General features: G+C 73.1%; 5 protein-coding genes. 2 read left to right on the top strand and 3 right to left on the bottom strand.

Annotation, left to right across the window (positions count from 1 at the left end):
• Nucleotides 1–736 (bottom strand): hypothetical protein (locus tag CCN33_RS19605; RefSeq protein ID WP_086694884.1); only part of this gene is annotated, 736 nt, incomplete at its 3' end.
• 538 nt (nt 737–1,274) lie between these two features.
• Between CCN33_RS19605 and CCN33_RS19600 the strand changes: the two genes are divergently transcribed.
• Together CCN33_RS19600 and CCN33_RS19595 are read left to right on the top strand one after the other, a co-directional pair.
• Nucleotides 1,275–1,955, top strand: a complete 681-nt coding sequence (locus CCN33_RS19600) for a transglycosylase family protein (protein ID WP_086694882.1) — start codon at nt 1,275–1,277, stop codon at nt 1,953–1,955.
• Nucleotides 1,956–2,350: 395 nt separating this feature from the next.
• A complete protein-coding gene (locus CCN33_RS19595; RefSeq protein ID WP_086694881.1) occupies nt 2,351–2,566 on the top strand; it encodes an I78 family peptidase inhibitor in 216 nt (71 codons plus the stop codon).
• Nucleotides 2,567–2,574: 8 nt separating this feature from the next.
• Here CCN33_RS19595 and CCN33_RS19590 read toward each other — a convergent pair whose 3' ends face one another.
• Entirely contained in the window at nt 2,575–3,588 is a 1,014-nt protein-coding gene (locus CCN33_RS19590; RefSeq protein ID WP_086694880.1) for a phosphatase PAP2 family protein, read from the bottom strand.
• A gap of 237 nt (nt 3,589–3,825) precedes the next feature.
• Nucleotides 3,826–4,934, bottom strand: a 1,109-nt coding sequence (locus CCN33_RS19585; RefSeq protein ID WP_107483962.1) for a glycosyltransferase family 39 protein, incomplete at its 5' end; no start/stop codon positions are given.

Raw genomic sequence — 4,934 nt, 5'->3', positions numbered from 1 at the left:
TGTCCAGGGCGTCGCGGAGGAGGTCCTCGCGGGGCTGGCGGCCGATGGAGCCGACGGGGGCCGCGAACATCAGCACCTGCTGGTGCTTGTTGGCGGCGGCCCGCCAGCTGTCGGTGACCTGGAGCGGCTGGTGCGCCTGCCACCAGGCCACCGGCTGGCTGCCGTGGGGGCCCGGCTGGAGCACCGCGTGCAGCTGGCCGACGGCGAGCAGCACCGACCAGCCGTGCAGCACCGGGGGGACGGTGTCGAGCGCGGTCACCGGCATGAAGCCCTGCTCGATGAGGAGGGGGAGGAAGTCGTCCCCGCCCCCGGTGGCGCCGGGGCGCGCGATGGGCGCGGTCGGCTCGACGACGAGCGCCGGGTGCAACTCGCCCTCGATCAGCACCAGCCCGCTGGTCACGCCGAGTACGGCGGGCTCGGGCGTGGCCCGGTGGGGCTGCTCCGGCTCCTGGGGGGCCGCCTCGCCGCCGATGGAGCGGACGGCGCCCTGCAACTGCTCCTCGGTGACCTGCACGACCTGCGAGGGCAGACAGCCCGCGTGCGCGAAGGCGAGGACGGCGGTCTCGTCCCCGACGAACAGGACGGTGCTGGTGCGTTCCTGCTCGGAGTCCCCCGGAGTGCGGCAGGACGTGCAGTCGTAACTGCCCGGAGCGTTCGCTCCGGTGAGCAGCCGGTCGGCTTCTTCGTCGCCGATCTCGGCGCGTACGGCGTCACTGACGTCGAGCATGCGCGGCACGGTGGCTCCCTCGGGATGCGCGCGGTCGGCCGGGTGGCTCCCGGTCGCTGAGCCTTGGGATCGCGGGCTCATGCAGAAGACAACGGGCGTTCTGTGGTGGGAGTCACGCCCCAGGGGGAACGGAATCGAACCGGCCTGCGCGCAGGGTCACTTTCGACACGGAATCGGCCACTCACCGTCAACTCCGTACACGGTCAAGGAACTTGGAGGGGTGATGTGCATCACGGGCAGGTGCCGCTCATGGTCGACAAGTGCCGAAATAACCGTATGAAGTGGTTGGCCGGAAATCGCCGATACTGGCGGTAACCGCCAACTGGCCTGCCGGGACGAGGTGTTGTTGAAATGCGGCACCTGTCCTCCTTAGATTCCTTCGCCGTGTGCAACTAGCACCGCTCGGGTAGGTCCGCCGCCCGGCGCCGGGTCCGTCAGGGCCGCGGCACCGGTCACCGGTGGACGGGGCGGGCACGAGGAACCGCGGTCCGACGCGGCGAGACGTGCCCCGCCCAGGGGGAGCCCGGGTTCGTGGAGAGGGAACTGCATGACCGAGTGTGCCGATACGACCCGTTCGACCGCCCGTAAGGGCCGTACGACGGCCGCCCTCGCCGGGGCCGCGCTGCTCGCCCCGCTGGGGCTGCTGGCAGCCTCCGGAGAGGCGCAGGCGGCGGACAACGGGGTCTGGGACCGCATCGCCCAGTGCGAGAGCGGCGGCAACTGGCACATCAACACCGGCAACGGCTACTACGGCGGGCTCCAGTTCTCCGCCAGTACGTGGCGTGCCTACGGTGGCGGCGCCTACGCCGCCACCGCGGACCAGGCGTCGAGAAGCGCGCAGATCGCCGTGGCGTCCAAGGTCCAGCAGGCCCAGGGCTGGGGCGCCTGGCCCGTCTGCTCCGGCCGCGCCGGAGCCTACGGGTCCGCACCGTCCAGCGCCTCGGCGGGCGGCGGAACCGACAAGGGCGTGACGAAGAAGTCCGCTCCCGCCCGGTCCGCCCCGGCCCGGACCGCACCGACGCGATCCGCGCCGGCCCCGCAGCGCCCGGCGACGACCCACGCCGACCGGGGAGCCGGGCGTGGCGGCTACACCGTCCGGCAGGGCGACACGCTGAGCACCATCGCCGCCCGGCACGGGGTGAGCTGGCAGCGGGTCTATGAAGCCAACCGGTCGGTCATCGGGGCCGACCCCGATCTGATCGTGCCGGGGCAGCACCTCGCGCTCTGACGCGAGGCCCCGCCTCGACGGCCACGGCCGCCGCCCTCCGGAGGGCGGCGGCCGTTCGCATGTCCGTTCGTGCGGAGAACCCGTGAATTTCCTATGCGGCGTCAGCTCCGGCGCGCGTGCACCGTATTTCGTGGGAAAAATGTCACGGCCCCGTTCTTGGCCGGTTCCGGTGTGTGATCCGACCCATTACGAGCGTTAATCGGACCCCCTCGCGACCCGCACAGGAAAATTCTGTTCGATTACCCCGTGAAGGTGAACGGAAACCCCCATACGTGTGACGCAGTACGCGGGTTACGAGCATCGGGAGCTGTGACAGAAGTGTGACCGGGCGGCGCCCCGGAGGCCGTCGCGGCGGGTGCCTTCCGTAGTCGGCGCGGGCCGCCTAGCGTGGCCGCATGGCACAGATCCCCGCTCCGCCGCCGGAGCCGCAGGAGACCCTGGACAGCTATGTCGGCCTGGCCCCGGAGGACGCCGACCGGCGCGCCCGGAGCCGGGGCTGGCAGACGGTGCGGGCGCTGCCGCCCGGCGCGGTCATCACCATGGAGTACCGCACGGGCCGCCTCAATTTCGAGGTGAAGGACGGCCGGGTCGCCCGCGTCTGGAAGGGCTGACCCGGCCGTCAGGGGCGCGCGGCCTGCGAGGCCCCGCGCGGAAGCCGGTCCGGGTGCGGCGGACGCCGGCTGCCCGCCGGGGTGACCGGAGTGCGCTCGGAGCGGGCCGTGTGCGGGCCCGGCGCCAGATGGATCGGCGGCCGGGACCCCCGCGCCGACGTGACCGGCTCCCGCGCCGGTACGGACGGTTCGGCGGCCTTGGCCAGCGGCTGGAGCGCCACCGGGGCGAGCGGCGCGGCCGGCGCGGGCGCGGTCCGCCGCCGGCGGGCGCGCAGCCGGTCCCGCAGCGCGAACAGCGCGTTCTCCGCGCGCGAGATCAGCGGCTCGAACCAGGGGAGCGCCAGCAGGATCAGCAGCCCGGCGGCCCAGCCCAGCAGCACGTCGCTCAGCCAGTGCGTACCGAGGTAGACGGTGGTGAGGCCGACGCCGAGCGAGGTGATCGCCGAGAGGGCGGACAGCCAGCGGCGCGCCCTGGCCGTGGAGGCCAGATACGCCAGGATGCCCCAGGTCACGACCGCGTTGGCGGTGTGACCCGAGGGAAATATGTCTCCGCCCAGGCCCATCTCGTTCGAGCCGATCACGGTGGCGTAGTGCGGGCCGAGCCGGCCCATGCCGAGCTTGGCGGCGCCGACCGTGATGTTCAGCAGCAGCAGCGAGGCGGCCAGGGTCAGCAGCGGACGGACCGTGTGCTGTCGCCAGGAGCGCCAGCCGAGCCAGGCCGCGACCATCACCGCGGTGGGGCCGCGCTGGCCGAGCACCACGTAGTAGTCGAGGAAGGCGTGGATGCCCGGCCACTGCTGGTAGGGGCGGAAGAACATGACCCGCCAGTCCAGCCGGACCAGCCAGGACGTGGTGATCACGGCCCACACGATCGCCAGGTAGAAGGCCAGGGTCGAGGAGAACAGCACGGCCCGGTGCCGCGACATACGCGGCACGTCGATATGGGCCGGCCGTTCCGGCTCACGGTCCAGCCTGGCGAACACCCGGTCCAGACGCCGGGTGAGCTTTCGTTCGGTACGCACCCAATCGACGTTACAGCGAGTGAGCTGTGTTCCCGGTCGGTACTGGGGCTTTGTGATGACGATGTGATGTGGGAAACCTCTCAGGAACCGCTTGAATTCCTGAACGTCTGCAATATCGCCGGATCGGCCCCCGTAATTGCCCCGGATCTCGCCGGGAGCGGTTTTATGGCGCTTTTAATTCGTTCACCGAAAGGTGGTCCGGTATTCGGCGGGCGCTCACCCGGTCCGCCGGGCCCCTCACGGCGGACCGGAGCCGTTCAGCCACCAGGCGCCGTACACCGCCGCACCGGCCGCCAGGGCGCCGACCAGCAGCGCGGCGCGGATCGGGCGGGCGCGGGCCAGCGCCTCGGCCAGGGGGAAGAGCAGGGGGAAGGCGGGCAGCAGCAGCCGGGGCTTGGAGCCGAAGTAGCTCGACGCGCACAGGGCCAACGCCAGCACAACTCCGCTGTGGACCAGCAGCGCGAGCGGCTGCCCCCGGCGCACCCCGGCCCCGTACAGCCACAGCAGCAGGACCACGCCGGCGATCAGGGCGACGCCCGCGAGGGCCGACGGGAACGCGGTGAGCATGCCGCCGACGAAGCGGGCGAAGGCATAGCCCCCGTCGAAGCCGTTGCGCCACCCCGCCTGGACATGGAGGTAGCCGAGCGGGCCGTCCCCGGTGCGGTGCCCCACCCACAGGACGTACGCGGCCGCGCCCAGCGGGGCCAGGGCGGCGCCCAGCACCCGGCGCCAGGCGGGGGCGCGCGGGCCGTCCGCGCTCCCCGTTCGCCCGAACGAGGCAGCGGCCGCGACCCACACCGCGGCGACCACCGCCGCGCCCACCGGCCGGGTCAGCCCCGCGAGCGCTGCCAGCAGCCCGGCCGTCACCCAGCGCCCCGACACCACGGCGAACAGCGCCCAGGCGGCCAGCGCGGTGAACAGGGACTCGCTGTACGCCATCGACTGCACGACCCCGACCGGCAGCACCGCCCACAGCAGCACCGCGCACACCCCGGCCCGCGCCCCGTACAGCCGGTCCGCCAGCGCGAAGATCCCGCCGGCCGCCGCCAGCGAGGCCAGGGCGGAGACGACGAGCCCCGCGTCCGCGTACGACAGCGGGGTCAGCGCGTGCAGCAGCCGCTCCAGCCAGGGCAGGAGGGGGAAGAAGGCGAGGTCGGAGTGGACGTCGCCGCCCGGCAGCCGGACCTCGTGGCCGTAGCCCGCACCGGCGACCCGCGCGTACCAGAGGGAGTCCCAGCGGGCGGAGAGCAGCTTGTGCGCGCTCGTGCCGCGCGCCGCGCTCCACCCGGCCAGCACGGCCAGCCCCAGGGCCCGGACCCCCGCGTACCCCAGGAGCGCCGGGAGGG

It is taken from the genome of Streptomyces recifensis (assembly GCF_002154615.1).
Lineage (GTDB): Bacteria > Actinomycetota > Actinomycetes > Streptomycetales > Streptomycetaceae > Streptomyces > Streptomyces griseoluteus.
Note: the sequence above shows the minus strand (reverse complement) of the source record. Positions and strands in the feature narration are given on the sequence as shown.

What these genes read in the sequence shown, in the direction of transcription:
- CCN33_RS19600 (WP_086694882.1), top strand. Translation starts at nt 1,275, where the DNA reads ATGACCGAGTGTGCCGATACGACCCGTTCGACCGCCCGTAAGGGCCGT.
- CCN33_RS19595 (WP_086694881.1), top strand. Translation starts at nt 2,351, where the DNA reads ATGGCACAGATCCCCGCTCCGCCGCCGGAGCCGCAGGAGACCCTGGAC.